We start from the raw sequence: 21,162 nt of genomic DNA, 5'->3' as shown, positions 1-21,162 counted from the left end.
GTCGGTGATGGCGAAAGTATCAGTTTCACAGGGATTGAAGGGCGCTCTGCGAATTGGTCAGACCATGACCGTCCTCGGGCGCACCGGGCTGGGCTGGCTAGGTGGTCACCGACCTCCTGCGCCACGGCTGTTGAGAGAGACCTTCGAATCCCTGGGGGCGACCTATATCAAGCTCGGCCAGTTCATAGCCAGCTCTCCGACGTTCTTTCCCCGGGAATATGTGGATGAATTTCAGGGCTGTCTGGATCGAACTCCGAGTATCCCCTTCAGTTCGATCCGACGCATCGTTCGGGAGGAACTCGGGCGCCCGCTAGAGGACGTCTACCGAGAGATTGACCCGGTACCACTGGCATCGGCGTCCATAGCCCAGGTCCATGCGGCGACGCTGGTGACGGGCGAAGAAGTGGTTATCAAGGTACAAAAGCCGGGGGTCGAGACAGTTCTGCTGACTGACCTGAATTTTCTTTACCTGTCTTCTCGGGTAGTGGAAACCCTGGCGCCTCGCCTCTCGTGGACATCGCTGTCCGGTATTGTCGAGGAGATCCAGCAGACCATGATGGAAGAGTGCGATTTCATCATGGAAGCCCGCAACCTGGATACCTTCCGAAATTTCCTGCAGAACACCCATAATGAGGATGTCGTGGTTCCCCGTGTCTACCACGACTACAGCACGCGCCGGGTGCTGACTATGGAGCGTTTCCATGGTGTTCCGCTGACCGACCTCGATACCATCCGCCGGGTTACCAACGATCCGGAGAGAACCCTGATTACGGCGATGAACACCTGGTTTGCCAGCCTGACCCAATGCGAGTTCTTCCATGCTGACGTACATGCCGGCAACCTTATGGTGCTTGACGATGGTCGTATTGGCTTTATCGACTTCGGAATCGTCGGTCGAATCCGGCCTCAGACCTGGCAGGCGGTTTCAGACTTTATTGCGGCTGTAATGGCAGGCAATTTTGAGGGTATGGCTGATGCCATGGTACGCATCGGGGTTACCCGGGAGTCGGTGAACGTCGATGCCCTCGCCCATGATCTGCAGCAGCTATACCGGAATATGGATCGTATGGTTCCGGATGAGTCCGCGACTGACTGGCAAGTCAACGAAGCCGATGATGAAGTGAACAACATCCTTATGGAAGTTGTGCGGATTGGTGAGGATCATGGTCTACATTTCCCCCGCGAGTTCGCCTTGTTGCTAAAACAGTTCCTCTATTTCGATCGTTACGTACACATCCTTGCCCCGGAGATGGACGTCTTTATGGACGATCGACTGACCATGCTGCACTGATGGCCCTGCTTTCCCTCCAGACTGAGAATTTCCGTAACCTTGCCCCAGGCCCGTTCAAGTTTTCCCCTTGGGTCAATCTGATCTACGGAGCGAACGGTAGTGGCAAAACCAGCTTGCTTGAAGCTATTGCCTATCTCGGGCTAGGGCGTTCTTTCCGTCAGAATCGTCACCAGGTGGTCTGCCGTGAAGGCCAGCAGCGGTTTGTGGTGTTCGGGGCAGTCTCGGAACGCAGTGTGCCAGCGGTGGTGGAGCCCGGTCGAGCCGACACGGCGACATCGGCAAGGCTGGGGTTTTCAAGGGATATTCAATCCCGGGAAACCCGTTTGCGTGTTGACGGGGAGAATGTCTACAGCTTGTCGGTGTTGGCTTCGCTGTTTCCGGTTTCCGTCATTGATCCCGGGGTTTTCGACATCGTTGCAGGTGGGCCTGGCAAGCGACGTCAGTTTCTGGACTGGTTGGTGTTCCACGTGGAACCTTCTTTTGCTCCGCTTTGGCAGCAATGCCAGAGAACCATATCACAGCGGAATCAAATCCTCAGAAGTGGTAGAATAGACGATCACCAGCTGCAGGTCTGGGACCGCCAGTTTGTCGAGCTGGCACAGCAGGTTGATGAGCTTCGTCTCAGAGTATTCTCAGAGCTTGCGACCCACCTTCGCTCGGTACTTGAGCAGGTTCATGGAGAGTGGGCGGCAGCGCTGAAGGTCGAATACAGTCCGGGCTGGGATCGAAAGAAGGGACTCGCAACCACGTTGATCGAACATCGCGAGCAGGAACGCAAGGTTGGTCATACCCTTTATGGCCCTAACCGCGCTGATATAAGGCTTCGCTACCACGGTCATGCCGTGGCCGAGCTGTTTTCCCGCGGACAACAAAAAACCCTGGTTATTCTTATGAAGCTTAGTCAGGGCGAGGTATTGGCAACCCGGGGTAAACAGGTGACCTTTCTGCTCGACGATATTAATGCCGAGCTGGATCTGGTCCATCGCCGCCTGCTGGCAGAAAGGCTCAATCGCCTGGGTAGTCAGGTTTTCATGACAGCAATCGAGAGACCGGACCCTTCCCTCCTATGGGAGGTCCCGCCGTCGGACTACAAGATGTTCCACGTGGAACATGGACGGCTAACGGAAGAACAAACCAGCGCTTCAGGAGCGTCCGAATGAGTGAACAGAGCTACAATTCCTCCAGTATCAAGGTTCTCAAGGGCCTGGATGCCGTGCGTAAACGCCCTGGCATGTACATTGGCGACACGGACGATGGCACCGGCCTGCACCATATGGTGTTTGAACTGGTGGACAACTCCATCGACGAAGCGCTGGCAGGCCACTGTTCCGAGATCGGCGTGGTGATCCATGCAGACGAGTCGGTAACCGTGAAGGACAACGGGCGCGGGATCCCAGTCGACCTCCATGAAGAGGAAGGGGTTTCCGCGGCAGAAGTCATCATGACTGTCCTCCATGCCGGTGGTAAGTTCGACGATAACTCCTACAAAGTCTCCGGTGGGCTGCACGGTGTTGGCGTCTCGGTGGTTAATGCCCTGTCTTCTTCCCTGAAGCTCACAATCCGTCGTGATAACCAGGTCCATGAGCAAACCTATACCCATGGGGTGCCCAATGGGCCTTTGTCCGTTGTTGGCGATACGGATCGTAGCGGTACTGAAGTACATTTCATCCCTTCCCCCGATACTTTCACCAGCATCGAATTCCACTATGACATCCTGGCGAAGCGCCTTCGTGAACTCGCCTTCCTGAATTCCGGTGTACGCATCCGACTACAGGACGAACGGAGTGGGAAGGAGGAAGTTTTCGAATATGAAGGGGGCCTCCGGGCGTTCGTTGAACACCTCAACCAGAACAAGACGCCTCTGAACCGTGTATTCCATTTTGACCGGGAACGGGAAGACGGCATCGCAGTAGAAGTAGCGATGCAGTGGAACGACTCCTTCCAGGAAAATATCTACTCGTTTACCAACAATATTCCCCAGCGTGACGGTGGTACTCACCTCGCCGGGTTCCGTGCTGCGCTTACCCGCTCACTGAATAATTACATCGAACATGAAGGCCTGGGCAAGAAAGCCAAGGTGAACACCTCTGGTGACGATGCCCGGGAAGGACTTACCGCGATTGTCAGTGTGAAGGTGCCTGATCCGAAGTTCTCGTCGCAGACCAAGGACAAGCTGGTTTCTTCCGAGGTGAAAACCGCGGTTGAACAGGAGCTATACCAGAGCTTTTCGGATTACCTCCAGGAGCAGCCGAACGAAGCCAAGGCGATTGTGAACAAGATGATCGAAGCGGCACGGGCAAGGGAAGCTGCACGAAAGGCCCGCGACATGACCCGTCGCAAGGGTGCCCTGGACATTGCCGGTCTTCCCGGAAAACTGGCTGACTGCCAGGAGAAAGACCCCGCACTCTCCGAATTGTTCATTGTGGAGGGTGACTCTGCGGGTGGCTCAGCCAAGCAGGGCCGTGAGCGTCGCACCCAGGCTATCCTGCCACTCAAGGGTAAGATCCTGAACGTGGAAAAGGCCCGGTTTGACAAGATGTTGTCATCTGTCGAGGTTGGGACGCTGATTACCGCGCTGGGTTGTGGTATCGGCCGGGAGGAGTTTGATCCCGACAAGCTGCGCTACCACTCCATCATCATCATGACCGACGCCGACGTGGATGGCTCCCACATCCGTACATTGCTGCTCACTTTCCTGTTTCGCCAGATGCGCGAAATTATCGAACGGGGACACGTCTTTATTGCTATGCCGCCCCTGTACAAGGTCAAGCGGGGTAAGCAGGAACAGTACCTGAAGGATGAGAAGGCAAAAGAGGCATACCTTACCCAGACGGCTCTGGAGAACGCCCAGCTGTTCGTGAATCCGGAAGCACCGGCGATCAAGGATTCCGCGCTGGAAACCATGGTCAAGGACTATCAGGCGGTAATGGCCATGATTGACCGCCTGGCACGGGCATACCCGGAGATGGTATTGCGTCAGATGGTCTATAACACGACGTTGTCACCGGAAGATCTGTCCTCCGAAGAAGCGGTTACCCGTTGGGTTGGACGTCTCGGTGAAGGCCTCGACCTGGATACCCGTACTGGTACCAAGTACACCTTCTCGGTAGAGAGGGATTCGGAAAGGAACCTGTTCCTGCCCAAGGTGACCATCTACGTACATGGCATCCCTTACACCCACGTGTTCAGCCACGACTTCTTTGAGTCATCTTCCTACAAGGCAATCGCACGTTTGGGGGAAACCCTCGACGGCCTGATCGAAGATGGTGCCTATGTTCAGCGGGGTGAGCGTAAACAGGCGGTATTGAGCTTCGAAGGCGCCCTTGAGTGGCTGATGAAGGAAGCCCAGCGTGGCCTGAATATTCAGCGCTACAAGGGGCTTGGTGAAATGAACCCTGAGCAGCTGTGGGAAACCACCATGGATCCGGAAACCCGTCGGATGATGAAGGTGACGATCGAAGATGCCATCGCTGCGGATCAGATCTTCTCGACTTTGATGGGCGATGATGTAGAGCCACGGCGTAACTTCATACAAACCAACGCCCTGGCGGTTACCAACCTTGATGTGTAAATGACACCGTCATAAAAAAGCCCCGGAAAGGCCTGTCCTTCCGGGGCTTTTTATTGGGCGGCTCGCCACCCCCAGAACTATCAAGTTGCGGAACTGGTGGCCTTATGGGAGACGGCCAGCTTGCCGCTGGCAACGGGTAACAAATAGGCTTGTAGAAGGTCACGAATCTGATTGGCAAAGTCTTCCACAGACACACCCTGCTCCCGGTACTTGCGACGCTTCAGGTACCAATCCTGCATCATTGCCTTGATGAGGGAAGACAGCAGGCGGGCGTTGATCTGCCGGAAAACGCCCTGTTCGATTCCTTCCGAAATAATGTTGCAGAAGATGGTTTCGATCTCCCTTTCAGTGGCAACCGCATTCTGTTTTTCCACTGGCGGCAGGCTCTTAGCTTCCATATAGGAAAAGTAGAACCAGGGCCGGATCAGTTCACTGAGAAAGACGTGGGCGCGGATCGCCTGGGAGAGTTTTTCCACTGGATCCCGGATGTCCGCTATGTACTGTAGCACCGTACGTCGGGTCAGTTTGAAGCCATGACTCTGGATGAGGTGAATCAGGTCATCCTTGTTGCGGATATAGGCATAAAGCCCTCCCATGCTGAGTCCTGAGTCAGAACACAGGTCGCGCAGGGTCATAGCATGAAAGCCCTTGGAATTGGCCAGCCGCAAGGTGGAATCAATAATCCGCGCCAGGTTCCTTGTGGCGGTGGTTTCTTTCTTGATACGGATCTTGTCCGTATTTTCCTGGTACAGCTCCCTGCAAATCTCTTCTTTGGAGAGACTCAGTTCTGCCTTGAATGTCTCAAAATCCTGAATCATGGTGTGCTCGCCCGCTTGCGAAGTGAGCAGTATACGACAGCCACAGGGCTTATGCCGAGTCGACCTTCGCAGGATGTGGCCTGGATCCCTGCCCGCCAAACGAAGCCAGGGACACGACCCTTATGCCACTGACAGATAACGCTCCTGGGTCTCGTGATCATTGCGCAGATCATCGCTGGTGGCCTCATGCACGACCTTACCCCGTTCCAGGATGAACGCGCGTTGGGCGTGCTTCAATGCAAAATGGACACTCTGATCTGTAAACACGATCGTCGTGGTCTTGCTGAGTTCATCGATGAGCCTGCCGATCTGCTGGACAATAACCGGTGCCAACCCTTCGTTGGGCTCGTCCAGCAGTAATACCCTGGGCTGGATCATCAACGACCGGGCTACTGTCAGCATCTGTTGTTGACCACCGGAGAGGGTATCACCATCCTGGTTGACCAGTTCAGCCAGCATGGGGTACTCGTCCAGGACACGCTCCACGGTCCACGCTGGCGTCTCCCCGGAGCGGCGATACTCAGCAACCTCAAGGTTCTCCCTCACGGTAAGGCCGGGGAAAATACGCCGGTCCTCCGGAACATAGCCAATACCCATCCGGGCGATCTTGTGGGCGGGTTTACCCGAAATAGTCTGGCCATCAAAGACGATGGTCCCCTTGCGGGGGGGCGTTAAGCCGATGATGCTCTTGAGCGTGGTGCTCTTGCCGGCGCCGTTGCGGCCAAGGAGGCAGACGGTCTCGCCCTCATTGACTGAAAAGCTGAGTCCCTGCAGTGCCAGGCTTTCTCCGTAATAGGTGTGGATATCGTTCACTTCCAGAATCATGCGCTGGCCTCCTCTTCCTCTTCTTCGCCCAGATAGGCACGACGTACCTCCGGATGGGCTTTCACCTCGTCCGGCGTTCCGACGAACAGGTTCTCACCCCGGTGCATCACCAGGATGCGGTCTGCCAGACCAAACACCACGTCCATATCATGCTCGGTAATCAGAAAGGTGTACTCGCCGGTATCCGCCAGTTGCCGGATCAGTGAGGTGGTACGCTTTGTTTCATCCGGGGTCATACCCGCTGTCGGCTCGTCCAGCAACACCAGGTGTGGACGGGTGGCAAGTACCACGGCGATCTCCAGCAGGCGTTTGTCACCATAGCTGATGACCTCGGCGCGGCGATCAGCCAGTTCAAGGATTTGCAACTTGGCCAGCAGTTCCCTCGCCTCTTCCTGAACGGCCTTGTTACGACTGGCGAAGTTGAACAGCTTGCGGCTGTGGCCGTGAAAGGCGGTGACCGCAACTTCCACGTTTTCCTGGACGGTCATTTCCGGAAAGATGTTGTTGATCTGGAAAGACCGGGAAACCCCCATCCGGCTGATCTTGTGGGGAGGCAGGCCGGTAATGTCCTGCCCCTCAAGCTCGATCTTGCCCTCGGTGGGTGTCATACGCCCGGAGACCATGTTGTAGAAGGTCGTCTTGCCGGCACCGTTGGGGCCGATAATCGCCACGGTTTCCTGCGGCTGTATTTCCAGGTTGATGTCCGAAACGGCGGTATTGCCACCGAAACGCTTGGTCAGATTGCTGATTTTGAGGATTGGATCAGTCATTTTTATTCATCCACCAGTCCAGGAAGGTGCCGAGAACACCCTTGCGGAAGAACATCACCATCAGCGCCAGCACAATGCCCAGGAACAGCATCCAGGACTCGGTGAAGCTGGTGATCCAGGTTTCCAGCAGCACGAACATGGCTGCGCCGACAAACGGACCCAGGAAATATCCGGTACCGCCCAGGATGGACATGAGCACCGGCTCCGCGGACATGGACCAGTGCATCAGCTCCGGACTCGCGACCCGCAGGAAGGGTGCAATCAGTGCACCGGCCAGGCCGGCGAAGATGCCGCCGATGGTGAACGATGCTAGGCGATAGCTACGGATGTTCAGGCCACAGAAGGAGACCCGCTCGGGATTTTGCCGGATGGCCTTGAGGATCATGCCAAAGGAGCTACGGCTGATGATGTACAGGATGAGCGCTGCAATACCAACCACGACCAATGTGACGTGGTAATAAACCGCCGGGTTACCGATGGTCAGATCCAGTCCGAGGCCGAACTCCTTGATGCGGAAGCCGGCAATGCCGTCACTGCCATTGGTCACATCCCGCCAGGAGTGTGCGATGGTGAACACCATCATGCCAAAGGCCAGGGTCAGCATAGCGAAGTAAACCTCGCTGAGCCGCACACAGAGAAAACCGATAACCAGGGCCAGGAGACCGGACAGGGCCATGGCAGCAAAGAGTGTATAGACGAAAGGCCAGTCCTGGTGCAGTAACAGCATGGCGGTGGTATAGGCCCCCATGCCGAAGTAGGCGGCGTGGCCAAAACTCAGCATCCCCGTATAACCGAAGATGAGGTTGAAGCTCACCGCAAACAGTCCGAGGATCAGAATCTCGGTAAAGATAAAGATATAGAAGAACGGAGCGTACCAGGGGAGCGCAATCAGCAGTGCGATGGCCACCAGCAGGACCCCGAGGAGGATATTCTGCTTCATGCGTTGGCTCCTTTGCCCATCAGTCCGGTGGGTTTGAACAGCAGCACCAGGGCCATACCCAGGAACGGCAGCAGCAGGTTGAACTCAGGGAAATAACGGCCACCAAAGCCGTAGATGGCGCCCAGGATCAGAGCGCCAAGCAAGGCGCCGGGGAAGCTGCCCAGGCCGCCAATGACCACCACAATGAAGGACTCGATGATGATCTTGTCGCCCATGCCGGGGTCAATGGTACGCATCGGGGCTGCAATCACACCGCCAACACCGGCCAGCCAGGCGCCGAAGGCGAAGACCCCGGTAACCACCATGCGTGTGTTGATGCACAGGGCTTCCGCCATGTCGCGGTCGAGGGCTGCGGCACGCATGATCTTGCCAACGCGTGTGCGGTTGAACAGGTACCAGAGCCCGGCCAGGATCACCAGGCCCGAAAAAATCACAAACAGACTGTACACCGGGTAGGAGCCACCCAGAAGGCTCACGGTGCCCTGAAGGGCGTCCGGCGGATAGACCGCCTGGATATTGGAGCCAAAGATGCTGCGGATGCTTTCCGCAATGATCAGCAAAATGGCAAATGTCAGCAGAAGGCTGTCGGCTACGTCCCTGTGGTAAATAAATCTCAGCATAAGCCGGTCAATAACGACGGCAATCACCGCAACACCCAATGGCGCGATAATCAGCGCCACCCAGAAGGATAATCCTGCCAGGGACATCAGGGTGTAAGCCAGGTAGGCACCGAGCATATACAGGGCACCATGGGCGAAATTGATGATGTTAAGCACCCCGAACACGATGTTCAGCCCCACTGCGATCACAAACAGCAGCAGGCCCATCTCGAGGCTGTTGAGTAGTGCGGGACCCAGGCCAGACATAGGCACCTCTATAAGGAGAAATGGAAGACTGGAGGGCCGGCAACTAGCCGGCCCTCCACCGGTTGCGCGTCGCTGTCATTACAGGGAGCAGCCGGTCTCCTCAGGTGCCCTTGAGATGTCCTCGCCGTCAAAGACCTGGATATCGGTCAGGGTCCGGATACCGTGTTCCGGATGCATCGGACCGGTTTTACCCCAGGTGGGAGAAACCATGGCCTGGTTGTCGGCCTTGCGGAAGGTCACCGTGCCATTCGTTGCCTCCATGGTCATGCCGGACAGCGCCTTGGCAACCGCCGGGCCGTCGGTGGTTCCGGCGGCTTCCATCGCCTGCTTGTAGGCGTAGATGGCCGAGTAGGCACCCTGTGCGTTATAGCTAGGGGCATGGTCGTAGCGATCCATGTAGGCCTTGACGAACTTCTGGTTGAGCTCATTATCGTAGGCGTCATACCAGTAGCGGGTAGAAAGCCAGACGCCTTCCGGCATGCGGTCGCCCAGGGCGTCCAGCACCTCGGTGGCGGCGCCTACCGTGAACATCAGCTCATAGCCCTGATCGAAGAACCCCAGGTTGGTAGCCTGGCGCACAAAGTTAACCAGGTCGCCGCCCCAGACCGAGATAATGACCCCGTCGGGATCCGCATCCATAATGCCATTGATGAACGGAGTAAAGTCTTCGGCACCGAACCGCGGGAAGGCGGTCTGTTCCATCAGCTCGACATCCGGCTTCAGCTCTTTCAGGTAGTTGCCGAAGTATTCCCAGGTCTGGTGACCAAAGGCGTAATCCGGGCCAATGGTGGTCCACCGTTTGGCATCGGTCTTTGCGGCAATGCGGGCCGCGGCCTTCTGGTTTTGCGGTACGTTGACGCTGATACGGTAGGTAAACTCGTTGCAGAGGTTGCCGGTGACATCGGGTGTTGCGGCGTGGGTGATAATGAATGGTTTCTGCAACTCTGGCACCGTTGGCACCATGCCCTGGGCGACACCGGAGCTGTCCAGGCCCAGCAATGCATCGACATTGTCCTGGTAGGCGAGTTTGCGGGCAGCCTGGATAGCCGTAGCCGCCTTGCCCTGACTGTCTTCGAAGGTGACTTCGACTTGCCTTCCGAGGATGCCACCGCTCTGGTTAATTTCGTCGATGGCGAGGTTGATGCCCTCCTGCGCAAACTCACCATAGGTGGCCGCGCTGCCGGAGAGGATGTAGATACCACCGAAGTGGATGGGATGATCGTCAGCCATAACGCCCCCTGCCCCAAGGCTGAGGGTGGCGGCGGTCATGGCGGATACCATGAGATTTTTCGGATTGAACGTCTTCATAGGGGATTGCTCCTCGTTGTTGTCTTTGTTGTCACTGGAAGCGACTTTCCGGATACCTTCCCCGGGAGTCTGCGCGATGTCTGTCGCCCAGGTTCCCGGGTTGTCCAGGACCTCCCTGTAATCAGTTGTCGTTCGAGTTGTGAATGAATTTGGGGCAACGGCCCCGCCTCAGTCTCCCAGCTGCTCCCGCAGCAGGTTCTTGCGAATCTTGCCGGTAGCGGTCTTGGGCAGCTCACCGATGACTACCCGTTTGGGCACCTTGAACCGGGCCAGCTTCTCCCGGCAGTGGGCGATGATGGCGTCCTCGGTGAGGCTGCCATCATCGTTGACCGGCGCGACGAAGGCACAGGGCACCTCTCCCCACTTCTCGTCGGCCATGGCCACCACCGCTGCTTCCGACACGTCCGGGTGCAGGTAGAGGGCTTCCTCCACCTCCAGGCTGGAAATGTTCTCTCCCCCGGAAATAATGATGTCCTTGGCCCGGTCCCGGATCTCTATATAGTTGTCCGGGTGCACCACCGCCAGGTCGCCGGAATTGAACCAACCGCGGTTGAATGCCTTTTCGGTGGCGTCGGGATTCTTCAGGTAGCCCTTCATCACCGTATTGCCCCGGATACAGATCTCCCCCAGGGTTTGTCCATCGTGGGGTACAGGTTCCCCGGTGTCCCGGTCCAGCACGGTGATTTCATCCACAGAGAGTGTCTGCACACCCTGACGGGACATCTTCACCGCTTTCTGTTCCAGGGGCAGGTCTGCCCATTCCGGTTGCGGCACGCAGAGACTTGCCGGACCGTAGGATTCCGTCAGGCCATAGAGGTGGGTAATCACGAAGCCGATTTCCTCTGCCTTGCGGATCACGGCACTCGGGGGTGCGGCACCGCCAAGGGCGAACTGGGCCGGGAATGACAGCCGCCTGCCCTGACGGCCAAGTTCCGTCAGTACCATGTTGAGGACGATGGGGGCACCGCACATATGGGTAACGCCGTAGCGTTCAATACGCTGGTAGATATCGTCCGCATCCACCTTGCGCAGGCACACATGGGTACCGCCAACGGCGGTGATGGCCCAGGTATAACCCCAGCCGTTGCAGTGGAACATTGGGAGGGTCCACAGATAGACGGTCTGGTCGTTCATGTTGAAGGCCATGGCATCGCTCATGGCAGCCAGGTAGGCACCCCGGTGGTGGTAGACCACCCCTTTTGGGTTACCGGTGGTACCGGAGGTGTAGTTAAGGCTGATGGCGTCCCACTCATCACGGGGGCCGGACCAGGCGGCATCGGGGTTGCCAGAGACGAGCAGGGCTTCATAGTCCTGGCCGGCAAGGCCGTCGGTAGGGCCGGCGTCCCGTTCAATGGCGATCAGTAATGGCGGGTGATCCACAGAGGCCAGGGTCTCCCGTACCACCGGTTCAAACTCGGTGTCGTACATCAGCACCCGGGCTTCGCCGTGGTTGAGGATAAAACCCAGGGTGGCGGCATCAAGCCGAATGTTGAGGGTATTGAGTACGGCCCCTGCCATGGGTACGCCGTAGTGGGCTTCCAGCATCTCGTGGCTGTTCGGGCAGAGCATCGCTACGGTATCGTCGTGGCCGATTCCGGCGTCCGCCAGGGCGCTGGCCAGGCGGGTGCTCCGCTCCAGCAGTTGCTGGTAGCTGAGGGTCATGTCATCGTCGATGACCGCAGTCTTGTGGGGATAGACAGTGGCCGAACGCCTGAGAAAACTCACCGGACTCAGGGTGGCGTAGTTGGCCACGGTTTTGCCCAGTTCATTGTATTTGTTCATGGGTCCAACCGTTTTATGTCTGTACTGTTACGCTACATACCTCTTAGCGGATGTTTCTTTTCCAGCGGCGATACTCATTGCTTAATTTTTGTTCTTTCATCCCCCTGAAATTAGAGCGAGCGTTCGAAATACGCAATGAGAAACCTGATTGATTTTTTCTATCGGGGGAGGTTGTCAGAGGTAGTGCTTTTCAGGAATCGAGGCTATACCGGATTTTCAGCGATAGTAAGTGCTAACAATCATACTTTCGTATAAATGGGTGGGTCTCACTACCAGATGGCGGCACACCCGAGTGAGGGCAGCTCAACTGCCCTTGTTGCCCTGCCCGCTGGCGGCCGGAGAGATGACCTCTTCCAGGGTGTGCCCGGTGAGCCGGCGAATGGTACGCCACAGGTAGAAGAAGATGGCAATCATCATCACCATGGAGGGAATGGCGATCATCGGATAGCTCACCAGGGTCATGCGGCCAAGCTCTTCATTGAACGCCTGGGTACCAGAGGGGCTGGTGACGATCCAGCGGGCCAGAATGTAATTCATGATTGCGGAGAACAGGAAGGTACCGGCGAAGAAGTAACTGGCCTTCATCAGCCGGTTCTCGAACTCCGCTTCGCAGCCCCTTTCCTGCAGGGACTGCTGGATCTTGTCCACATCGAGTACATTGGGGTTGTAAAGCAGTGTGCGCACCAGCGGGTATTTGGTGCGGGTGGATATCAGTACAGCCAGGCCGATCACCAGGGGCACGGCCGCTTCCTTGACTGCCAGCCACTGGGCATCAATCTCCATAAGACCAATGCCCCCGGTCAGCCCCACGCTGATCACCCCCAGCACCGCAATGAAGTTTTTCTTGCGATACCGGACAAGTTCAAACAGACCCCACCCCAGTGGAAACGCCAGACCGATCAGCAGCGCCCAGGTATTGCCCAGGTATTCATCACCACTCAGTTTCATCAGGATGACCGAGGGAATGATGATACTGACCAGCAGGTCCACCCAGGGGCGGGGCTTGTGGTCGGGGATATCCTTGCGAGCTGTTGTCATATGGGTGGCCCGGGCCTGGTTCTGGAATGAGATGTCTTGTCCGCCTTACCCGACTGTGGACAGGGCCAGGCATTGGTTCAGACCGGATCATACCATGTTGGTTTCCATTGCATCGATCCGGTGGATGTGTAGCGGGTTTCACTATCGGGCAGAGCGCTCTCAAACAGTGCATGTACCACCCGGAGACAGGTCCAGGCCTGCATTGTTACCTTTAATGAACACCGTTGGCGTTGTTTCAGACGTAATATAAGTTCTTGTAAAATAAAAATTTATTAAAATTCCTGTTCGCTTTGGCCGGGGATTGGCCTTTCGGTTGCATACACATTTGGCAACAAACCTGCCGAGGAGTATGCAAAATGGATCGTCGTCACTTTCTGAAGGGAGCCGCAAGCCTGGGGCTGGGCGCCAGCCTGCTGCCATACCTCAAGGTATTGCCTGCCAGCGCTGCGACCAGCGAAACCGCCGTAGTGGTATTTGGCGGCACCATCAACAGCCTGGATATTCACCGCAGTGGTACCAACCGGGACAGCTACCAGGTGGCCATCAACTGTTATGACCGCCTGGTGACCTTTGGCACCAAGACCCTCGATGATGGCTCCCTGAGCTACGACTACGACAACGTGCAGCCAGAGCTGGCGGAGTCCTGGGAGATCAGCGGGGATGGCACCGTCATGACCTTCTTCCTGCGCAAGGGCGCCACCTTCTGGGATGGCAAGCCGGTTACCGCCCACGATGTGAAATGGTCCTTTGACCGCTCCGTGTCCCTTGGTGGGTTTCCTACCGTTCAGATGAAAGCCGGGCGGCTGGAGTCACCGGAGCAGTTCGAGGTCGTGGATGAACATACTTTCCGCATTACCCTGCCGTTCTCGTCCAAGCTGGCGCTGCCGGACCTGGCCACGCCGATACCGGTGGTGATCAACTCGGAAGTGGCCCGGGCCCATGCCACCGAGGCAGACCCCTGGGCCACGGAGTACCTGCACCGCAACCCGGCCGGCTCGGGGGCGTACAAGGTCGCCCGCTGGGATGCCGGCCAACAACTGGTATACGAGCGGAATGAGGACTGGAAAGGTGGCGCCCTGCCCGGTTATCAGCGGGTAATCCTGCGGGAGGTACCGTCCCAGGCCACCCGGCGAGCACTCCTGGAAAGAGGCAGTATTACGGCGGCCCACAACATTCCCAACAAGGACGCGAAGGAACTGGCCAGTCGTCCGGACATCCAGGTGGTCAGTTCGCCCATCGAGAACTGCATTTATTGCCTGTGCCCCAACCTGGATTTCGAGCCCTTCAAGGACAAGCGCGTGCGCCAGGCCATTGCCTGGGCGGTGCCCTATGAGCGGATCTTTGAACAGGCGGCCTACGGCCTGGGTGTCCCCACCTGGGGCGGATCGAAAACCGTTGACGACATTGCCTGGCCCCGTCGCTCGCCCTACTCCACCAATCTCGACAAGGCCAGGGCCTTGCTGGCTGAAACCGGGTACAAGGACGGTTTCACCGTACCCCTGTCGTTCAACCTTTCCCATGCAGACTGGGCCGAACCCGCTGCGCTGTTGATACAGCAGAGCCTGGCCCAGATCGGCATAGAGGTCACCATCGAAAAGATCCCCGGTGCCAACTGGCGAACCATCGCCCTGGTGGAGAAGCGTCTTCCCCTGCATCTTGAGAACTTCGGCGGCTGGCTCAACACCCCGGACTATTACTTCTACTGGGCCTATATCAAGGGCAACCTTTTTAACTCATCCAACTACAACAATGCCGAAATGGCGAAGCTGGTGGACGATACCCTGGACATGGCCATGGACCACCCGCAGTACGCACCCAACGTCAAGCGGATGATCGAGCTGGCCCAGGAGGATGTGCCCCGCATCCCCTTATGGCAGCCAACGCTTAACGTGGCACTGACCAATGGCGCAAACGGCTACCAGTTCTGGTTCCATCGCCAGATGGATATTCGCTCCCTGAAACCTGCCTGACCTGGTCACAAAAGGAGAAAGCGCCATGTCCCTGGCCCTCAAAGCCCGCAAGGTTGGCTTGCGCCTGCTGGAAGCGATTCCAACGGTCATCGGTATTCTGGTGGTTTGCTTTTTGCTGACCCGGGCGCTGCCTGGTGATCCGGCCGCGTATTTTGCCGGACCCATGGCAGATGCGGAGTCCATTGAACAGGTGCGACGCAACCTGGGCCTGGACCAGCCGTTACCGGTGCAGTTCGTTAACTATGTGACCGATCTGCTGACCGGCAACCTGGGCATGGCGATTTCCACCGGTCAGCCGGTGGTGGCGGAGCTGGCGACCCGGCTCCCTGCGTCGCTGGAGCTGACCCTCGGAGCACTGCTGCTGTCCTTCCTGATCGCCGTTCCCCTTGGGGTGATGGCAGCTACCCGGCCCAATACCTGGGTTGACCACCTGTGTCGCTTCCTGGTCACCGCCGGGGTGTCCCTGCCCACCTTCTTTACCGGCCTGGCCCTGATGTACATCTTCTATTACCTGCTGGGCTGGGCACCTGCGCCCATGGGCCGGATCGATATGATGTACCTGCCGCCAGAGACGGTAACCGGCTTCTACACCATCGATACACTGATCGCCGGTGATTGGGAAACCTTCCGTGCCGCGATTGCCCAGATGGCACTGCCGCTGATCACCCTGGCCCTCTTCACCCTGGCTCCCATTGCCCGGATGACCCGTGCTGCGATGCTGCAGACCCTGGGCAGCGAGTTTGTTCGCACCGCCCGCGCGGCCGGCCTTAACGGGCGCCGCGTGCTGGTCACCTATGCCTTTCGCAACGCCCTGCTGCCGGTGGTGACCACCCTTGGCATGGTGTTTTCCTTCCTGCTGGGGGCCAACGTACTGGTGGAGAAAGTGTTTGCCTGGCCGGGCATCGGTTCCTTTGCGGTGGAGGCACTGGTGGTATCGGACTACGCGGCGGTGCAGGGTTTTGTGCTCTCCATGGCGTTGCTGTTTGTACTGCTCAACCTGTTGATTGATGTGATCTACACCCTGATTGATCCCCGAGTGGGGGAGGAGAGCTGACATGACCAGCATGACCCCCGGATCCACCGTTGCGTCTGCCACTGCTCCCACCCGGCCCCGCAGCAGTTACTGGAGCCACCTGAAGTATGTGATGTCTGAGAACCCGGTCACCGGCCTGGCTTTCGGCCTGTTCGCCCTGATTATCCTGGCGGCCTTGTTCGGGCCTTACCTGGTGCCCCACGACCCCCTTGCCACCGGTGTGGGCGCTGCGCTTCAGCCTCCCAGCCTGGCGCACTGGTTCGGTACGGATCACCTAGGTCGGGATGTATTCTCCCGGGTGGTGGTGGCGACCCGGCTGGACCTGCTGATTTCTGTGTCTGCCGTGGCCATTTCCTTCGTGGTGGGATCGGTGATCGGGTCACTCGCCGGCTACTTCGGAGGCTGGACCGACCGCATCACCGGACGCCTGGTGGACACCATCATGGCCTTCCCGCTGTTCGTGCTGGCCATGGGCATTGTTGCCGCGGCTGGCAACACGGTGGAAAACATCGTCTACGCCACCGCCATCATTAACCTGCCTTTCTACGCCCGGATGGCCCGGGCGGAGGTCAGCATTCGTCGCAATGTGGGTTATGTCCAGGCTGCCCGCCTGTCCGGAAACTCGGAGCTGCGGGTGCTGTTCGGCCACATTTTCCCCAACATCATGCCGCCGATGATGGTGCAGATCTCACTCAATATGGGATGGGCCATCCTCAATGCCGCCGGGCTGTCGTTTATCGGGCTGGGGGTGCAGCCACCGTCTCCGGAGTGGGGGATCATGGTGGCCGAAGGCGCCAACTTCATTATCTCCGGCGAATGGTGGCTGGTTATCTTCCCCGGCCTGGCCCTGATGCTGGCTGTGTTCACCTTCAACCTGATTGGTGACGGTCTGCGGGATCTGGTGGATCCCCAGCGTCGCACCTGAGGAAATCACCATGACCATTCCATTGCTGGATGTTCAGCACCTGAGTGTTGATTTCGCTACCCGTAACGGCACAGTCCGGGCTATCGATGATATTTCCCTGGTCGTGGGCAAGGGTGAAACCCTCGGCATTGTCGGTGAATCCGGTTCCGGCAAGTCGGTAACCTCCTATGCCGTCATGCGTATCCTCGACCGGGCCGGCCGTATTGCCGGTGGACGCATCACCTATGGCGGCATGGCCCTGCACAAGGCACGGGAAAGGGACATGAGGGACATTCGCGGGCGAGAGATCTCGATGGTTTTCCAGAACCCCCGCGCTGCCCTGAACCCGATCCGCCGAATTGGCCAGCAGGTGGCGGATGTGCTTGTTCAGCACAGTCAGGCAACCCGTGGTAATGCACGGGAAAAGGCCGTCGAGATGCTCAGAGCCGTGAAGATCCGCGACCCGGAACAGCGCTACGATGCCTATCCCTTTGAACTCTCAGGCGGCATGTGTCAGCGCGTGGTCATCGCGATCGCGCTGGCCTGTCGGCCCCGGCTACTGATCGCTGATGAACCCACCACCGGGCTGGACGTGACGACACAGAAGGCGGTGATGGACCTGATCGTTGACCTTACCCGGGAATACGACATGTCCACCATTCTCATCACCCATGACCTGGGACTGGCTGCTGCCTACTGTGATCGGCTGGTGGTGATGGAAAAGGGCAGGATTGTAGAAGCCAATGGTTCTGCCGAACTGTTCCATGGCGCCCGGGAGGCCTATACCCGTCAACTTTTGCAGGCGACCCCCCGAATCGACTCTGAGGTAAGGGACCTGTTGCCCGCCGCTTTGCGGGCGACGGCGATGCCCCTTCCGGAAACCCACGACGTCGGTGAGCCGCTACTGACCGTCAAAGGTCTGAAAAAACAGTTCGGAAAGCCCGGTGCGGATAACGGCCACCTGGCGGTTCAGGACCTGTCCTTTACCATTCGCGAAGGGGAAAGTCTCGGGTTGGTGGGTGAGAGCGGCTGTGGCAAGTCGACCACCTCCGCCATGGTCATGCGCCTGCTGGATACGACCGGGGGAGCCATTGAGTTTCTGGGAGAAGACATTGCCGCGATTCCGGCGGCGAAGTTCGCCGCCCACCCCCTGCGCGGCAAGCTGCAGATGGTGTTTCAGGACCCCACTGACAGCCTTAACCCCCGCTGGAGTGCGGCCCAGTCCATCGGGGACCCCCTGCAACGATTGGCAAGCCATATGAATCGGCAGCAGCGGGAGGCGCGCATCCTCGAACTGGCGGCCCTGGTGGGTTTACCGGTTAACCTGCTTGACCGTTTTCCCCACCAGCTGTCCGGTGGTCAGAAAGCCAGGGTGGGGATCGCCCGGGCCATTGCCCTGGATCCCAGATTATTGATCCTCGATGAACCTACTGCCGCTCTCGACGTATCCGTGCAGGCCATTGTCCTCAACCTGCTGGAAGACCTGAAGCACCGGTTGGGTATGAGCTACCTGTTTATCTCCCACGACCTCAATGTGGTGCGGCTACTGTGCGACCGGATCATGGTGATGCAGAACGGCGCCATCGTTGAAGAAGGTAATGCTCGCCAGCTGCTGGCTGCCCCCGCGACTGACTATACCCGAACCCTGCTGGCGGCCATCCCCCACCCGCCGCAGGCTGCCGCTAATGACTGAACAAGGAAGCTGGCCATTGAACCTGAACAGGGCAGAGCATTCCGGGGGCGAGAAAATCGAATCGGCTCCCGTCCGTAAGGGCACCGTAGTGGACACATTGGTCCAGACCCTGGCAGACGACATCGTAAGTGGTCGCCTGCCACCCGGTACCAAGCTGGATGCCCGGGCCCTGGCCGAGCGTTTCGGCGTCTCCCGTACGCCGATCCGGGAAATGTTCGGCCACCTTGCGGCCATGGGCCTGGTGACGCACCGGCCCAACCGTGGGGTGATGGTGGCGACCCTGTCACCGGCCGCCCTTGGTGACCTGTACGAAGCCATGGCAGAGCTGGAAGCGGCCCTGGCGCGGTTGGCGGCACTGAGGATGAACAGTAGCCAGAGGCAACGTTTACTGACCCTGCATCAGGATTCGGTCCACCTGGTAAGGGACGGTACGGCCGATGCCTATGCCCGTTACAACCAGGAGTTCCATAACCTTATCTTTGAAGGGGCCCAGAGCGCCCAGTTAAGGCAGCTTGCCGAGGCTACCCGCACCCGGCTGGCGCCGTTTCGACGGGCCCAGTTCCGACTGGCCAACCGGGTCAGCAAGTCCTGGGAAGAGCATGATGCGATTGTCCAGGGTATCCTCGCCGGTGATGCCGATGGGGTGGCCCGTCTGATGCGCGTTCACGTCCAGACTGTCAGCGCCATGTCGGCGGAATTTGTAGCGGAGCACCAGCCCCTTACCGCCACCCGGGGGGCCTCGGCATGAAGGCTGAATCGTTAACGGGAGTGATTACCACTCCCGACCCCCGGGCCACAACAGCGGGGCAGGCTGTACTTCAGGCTGGTGGCACCGCTATTGACGCAGCCATGGCAGCCGGCGCGGTGCTGTCGGTGGTCTGCCCCCATATGAGTGGTATCGGCGGTGACGCCCTCTGGTTGCTGAGCAATGGCATGAAGGTGGATATGCTGATGGGGCTGGGCCAGGCCGGCCGCCGCCTGCCCGAATCCGGGGCGATTACCATGCGTGGTCCGGCTTCGACAGCCACCACGGCGGGCGCCCTGCGGGCCTGGTCCCTGGCCCACGACTGGAGTCGACACCGTTGGGGTTCGACCATGACCTGGCCTGACCTGCTGGAGGAAGCGATCAGCCTAGCCCGGGATGGCTATGAGGTGGCCGGCAACCAGGCTTTCTGGCAACAGCAGCGCCGGGGTCTGATCGATGATCTGCCGGACCTCAGTGCCCTGTGTTGTGATACAACCGGCGAGCTCCTTACCGCGGGTACACCCGTCACACGCCCGGAACTGGCAACCACCCTGATGCACCTGGCCAGGGCGGGTATGGAGGATTTCTATGAAGGGGAACTGGCGACGGCCCTGGCGGAGGGATTCTGCAAGCTGGGCAATGGCCTGACCCGGGATGACCTTGTCACGACGAAGGCCTGGCATAGTGAGCCCCTGAGCATTCGCTACCGGCAGGGAACCCTGTACAACTTCCCCCCTCCCAGCCAGGGGCTGTATACCCTCAGTGCCCTGAATGCCCTTAACTTTGTCCACATGGGGGCGCTGGAGAACGGCGGCGCTGACTATTTCCACTACCTGGTTGAGGCCGTCAAGGCGCAGCTCAGACGGCGTAACCGTGACCTCTGTGATCCCGCAGGCGGCACCCTCGATATTCGGCGCCTGCTGAGCCGGTCGCGGGCGGCTGTCGATTATGCGGCCATTGACCCTGAGATTGCCGTGCCCTGGCAGGAGCAAGGCCGGCCCGCTGACACCGTCTGGCTTGCCGCCACCGACAGCCAGGGTCGCACTGCCTGCCTGATGCAGAGCCTTTTCCACGATTTCGGCTCCGGTTGCATGATTGGCGATACCGGAATCCTGTGGCTCAATCGCGCCGCAGGCTTCAATCCGGACCCCTCCCATGCCAACGGCTGGGCTCCCGGCAAGCGGCCGGCCCACACCCTGAACCCGTCGGCCTACCTGGCGGACGATGGCCGGCAATTCTATTTCGGTACCCAGGGTGGCGACGGCCAGCCCCAGACCCAGCTGGTACTGGCGGCGCAACTGGTGGATTACCGCCAACCTGTGGACCGGGCGCTGTCGGCTCCCCGCTTTCTGCAGGGGCGCAGTTTCTTTGGTAGTAGTGAGAATCTGAAGCTGGAGCGGACAATTGCGCCGGCGGTGGCGGCGTCGTTGACTGCAAGGGGGCACGATATCGAATGGATACCGGAGCTTAGTCCCTTTACCGGCCTCGCCGGAGCCATCGCGATATACCCCGATGGCCGCCGTGAAGCCATGCATGATCCCCGAGGTGAAGGTATCGCCCTGGGGCAGTGACAGTAGGTGCTTGCGCCCATCGCAAGCATCCAGCCGC

The 21,162-nt window shown here is 58.7% G+C and carries 17 protein-coding genes; 9 read left to right on the top strand and 8 right to left on the bottom strand.

Annotated elements, in window-relative coordinates; all coding sequences use genetic code 11:
* The first annotated feature begins 7 nt into the window (after positions 1-7).
* Genes BM036_RS09300 through gyrB form a run of 3 tightly spaced genes read left to right on the top strand, consistent with a single transcriptional unit; the run spans position 8 to position 4,862 of the window.
* Complete coding sequence (locus BM036_RS09300) at positions 8-1,291, top strand: ABC1 kinase family protein (RefSeq protein ID WP_091850789.1); 1,284 nt, start codon at positions 8-10, stop codon at positions 1,289-1,291.
* A complete protein-coding gene (gene recF / locus BM036_RS09295) occupies positions 1,291-2,451 on the top strand; it encodes a DNA replication/repair protein RecF (RefSeq protein WP_091850787.1) in 1,161 nt (386 codons plus the stop codon). The genes BM036_RS09300 and recF overlap by 1 nt, the downstream gene beginning before the upstream one ends.
* The gene (gene gyrB, locus BM036_RS09290) at positions 2,448-4,862 is read left to right on the top strand and encodes a DNA topoisomerase (ATP-hydrolyzing) subunit B (RefSeq protein WP_091850785.1); all 2,415 of its coding nucleotides are present in this window, start codon (positions 2,448-2,450) and stop codon (positions 4,860-4,862) included. The genes recF and gyrB overlap by 4 nt, the downstream gene beginning before the upstream one ends.
* Positions 4,863-4,942: 80 nt before the next feature.
* Here gyrB and BM036_RS09285 read toward each other — a convergent pair whose 3' ends face one another.
* From BM036_RS09285 to BM036_RS09250, 8 genes are all read right to left on the bottom strand, one after another.
* On the bottom strand, positions 4,943-5,680 hold the full coding sequence (locus tag BM036_RS09285) for a TetR/AcrR family transcriptional regulator (protein WP_091850783.1): 738 nt from the start codon (positions 5,678-5,680) through the stop codon (positions 4,943-4,945).
* Between the two features lie 120 nt (positions 5,681-5,800).
* Positions 5,801-6,505 (bottom strand): ABC transporter ATP-binding protein, encoded by a 705-nt coding sequence (locus BM036_RS09280; protein ID WP_091850781.1) that lies wholly within the window; start codon positions 6,503-6,505, stop codon positions 5,801-5,803.
* Positions 6,502-7,275: an ABC transporter ATP-binding protein gene (locus BM036_RS09275; protein WP_091850779.1), complete on the bottom strand. Its 774-nt coding sequence runs from the start codon at positions 7,273-7,275 to the stop codon at positions 6,502-6,504. Before BM036_RS09275 ends, BM036_RS09280 begins: the two co-directional genes overlap by 4 nt.
* On the bottom strand, positions 7,268-8,215 hold the full coding sequence (locus BM036_RS09270; RefSeq protein ID WP_091850777.1) for a branched-chain amino acid ABC transporter permease: 948 nt from the start codon (positions 8,213-8,215) through the stop codon (positions 7,268-7,270). Before BM036_RS09270 ends, BM036_RS09275 begins: the two co-directional genes overlap by 8 nt.
* A complete protein-coding gene (locus tag BM036_RS09265) occupies positions 8,212-9,081 on the bottom strand; it encodes a branched-chain amino acid ABC transporter permease (RefSeq protein WP_091850775.1) in 870 nt (289 codons plus the stop codon). The genes BM036_RS09270 and BM036_RS09265 overlap by 4 nt, the downstream gene beginning before the upstream one ends.
* 78 nt (positions 9,082-9,159) lie before the next feature.
* On the bottom strand, positions 9,160-10,389 hold the full coding sequence (locus BM036_RS09260; protein ID WP_091850773.1) for an ABC transporter substrate-binding protein: 1,230 nt from the start codon (positions 10,387-10,389) through the stop codon (positions 9,160-9,162).
* Between the two features lie 168 nt (positions 10,390-10,557).
* Positions 10,558-12,171: a long-chain-fatty-acid--CoA ligase gene (locus BM036_RS09255; RefSeq protein ID WP_091850771.1), complete on the bottom strand. Its 1,614-nt coding sequence runs from the start codon at positions 12,169-12,171 to the stop codon at positions 10,558-10,560.
* Between the two features lie 303 nt (positions 12,172-12,474).
* Positions 12,475-13,209 carry a VC0807 family protein gene (locus BM036_RS09250; RefSeq protein ID WP_091850769.1) on the bottom strand — a complete coding sequence of 245 codons (735 nt, stop codon included), beginning with the start codon at positions 13,207-13,209 and terminating at the stop codon, positions 12,475-12,477.
* Between the two features lie 356 nt (positions 13,210-13,565).
* Here BM036_RS09250 and BM036_RS09245 point away from each other — a divergent pair, with 356 nt between their 5' ends.
* Genes BM036_RS09245 through BM036_RS09220 form a run of 6 tightly spaced genes read left to right on the top strand, consistent with a single transcriptional unit; the run spans position 13,566 to position 21,125 of the window.
* On the top strand, positions 13,566-15,179 hold the full coding sequence (locus BM036_RS09245) for an ABC transporter substrate-binding protein (protein WP_091850767.1): 1,614 nt from the start codon (positions 13,566-13,568) through the stop codon (positions 15,177-15,179).
* A 25-nt stretch (positions 15,180-15,204) separates the two neighbouring features.
* Positions 15,205-16,233: an ABC transporter permease gene (locus BM036_RS09240; protein WP_091850765.1), complete on the top strand. Its 1,029-nt coding sequence runs from the start codon at positions 15,205-15,207 to the stop codon at positions 16,231-16,233.
* 1 nt (position 16,234) lies between these two features.
* Entirely contained in the window at positions 16,235-17,137 is a 903-nt protein-coding gene (locus BM036_RS09235; protein ID WP_091850763.1) for an ABC transporter permease, read from the top strand.
* Positions 17,138-17,147: 10 nt separating this feature from the next.
* Positions 17,148-18,809: a dipeptide ABC transporter ATP-binding protein gene (locus BM036_RS09230; protein ID WP_091850761.1), complete on the top strand. Its 1,662-nt coding sequence runs from the start codon at positions 17,148-17,150 to the stop codon at positions 18,807-18,809.
* On the top strand, positions 18,802-19,557 hold the full coding sequence (locus BM036_RS09225; RefSeq protein WP_091850759.1) for a GntR family transcriptional regulator: 756 nt from the start codon (positions 18,802-18,804) through the stop codon (positions 19,555-19,557). Before BM036_RS09230 ends, BM036_RS09225 begins: the two co-directional genes overlap by 8 nt.
* Positions 19,554-21,125: a gamma-glutamyltransferase family protein gene (locus BM036_RS09220; protein ID WP_091850757.1), complete on the top strand. Its 1,572-nt coding sequence runs from the start codon at positions 19,554-19,556 to the stop codon at positions 21,123-21,125. The genes BM036_RS09225 and BM036_RS09220 overlap by 4 nt, the downstream gene beginning before the upstream one ends.
* Positions 21,126-21,162: the final 37 nt, after the last annotated feature.

Origin of the sequence: Marinobacter segnicrescens, assembly GCF_900111555.1 — a bacterium.
In the GTDB taxonomy this organism is placed as follows: Bacteria; Pseudomonadota; Gammaproteobacteria; order Pseudomonadales; family Oleiphilaceae; genus Marinobacter; species Marinobacter segnicrescens.
The sequence above is the reverse complement of the archived record's forward strand: the minus strand, read 5'-3'. Positions and strand labels throughout refer to the sequence as shown.